Genomic DNA, 1056 nt, shown 5'->3' on the forward strand with positions numbered 1-1056 from the left:
GTTGTGTTCCTGTTACAACCCAACTACACGTATCATTACTAAACGTCGCTGTTTCCCAACATTCTGTGTTTGGTGCTGCTGCTTGTTCTCCTGTTACAACCCAACTACAAGTAGAGTCATTAAACGTCGCTGTTTCCCAACATTCTGTCGCTGGCTCGGTTGCTTGTTCTCCTGTTACATCCCAAGTACAACTTTCTGTATTAAACGTCGCTGTTTCCCAACATTCTGTCGCTGGTGCTGCTGATTGTTCTCCTGTTACCTCCCAAATACACGTATCATTATTAAACGTTGCCGTTTCATAACATTCTGTGTTTGGTGCTGCTGATTGTGTTCCTGTTACAACCCAACTACACGTATCATTATTAAACGTTGCCGTTTCATAACATTCTGTCGTTGGCTCGGTTGCTTGTTCTCCTGTTACATCCCAAAGACACGTATCATTATTAAACGTCGCCGTTTCCCAACATTCTGTCGCTGGCTCGGTTGCTTGTTCTCCTGTTACATCCCAAGCACAACTTTCTGTGTTAAACGTTGCCGTTTCATAACATTCTGTCGTTGGTTCTGCTGCTTGTTCTCCTGTTACCTCCCAAAGACACGTATCATTATTAAACGTTGCGGTTTCATAACATTCTGTCGTTGGCTCGGTTGCTTGTTCTCCTGTTACCTCCCAACTACACGTATCATTATTAAACGTCGCTGTTTCCCAACATTCTGTCGCTGGTGCTGCTGATTGTTCTCCTGTTACATCCCAACTACAAGTATCATTATTAAACGTTGCCGTTTCATAACATTCTGTCGTTGGTGCTGCTGATTGTTCTCCTGTTACCTCCCAACTACACGTATCATTATTAAACGTTGCCGTTTCATAACATTCTGTCGCTGGTGCTGCTGATTGTTCTCCTGTTACCTCCCAAATACACGTATCATTATTAAACGTTGCCGTTTCATAACATTCTGTCGTTGGCTCGGTTGCTTGATCTCCTGTTACCTCCCAAGTACAACTTTCTGTATTAAACGTCGCTGTTTCCCAACATTCTGTCGCTGGTGCTGCTGATT

1 protein-coding gene is annotated in these 1056 nt (G+C 43.6%); it reads right to left on the reverse strand.

Annotated features, from left to right (window positions below; genetic code table 11):
* The coding region (locus ES676_RS14850) for a hypothetical protein (RefSeq protein ID WP_170234474.1) at window positions 1–1056 on the reverse strand (1056 nt) is incomplete at both ends.

The organism is Bizionia saleffrena (genome assembly GCF_008086175.1).
In the GTDB taxonomy this organism is placed as follows: Bacteria; Bacteroidota; Bacteroidia; order Flavobacteriales; family Flavobacteriaceae; genus Bizionia; species Bizionia saleffrena.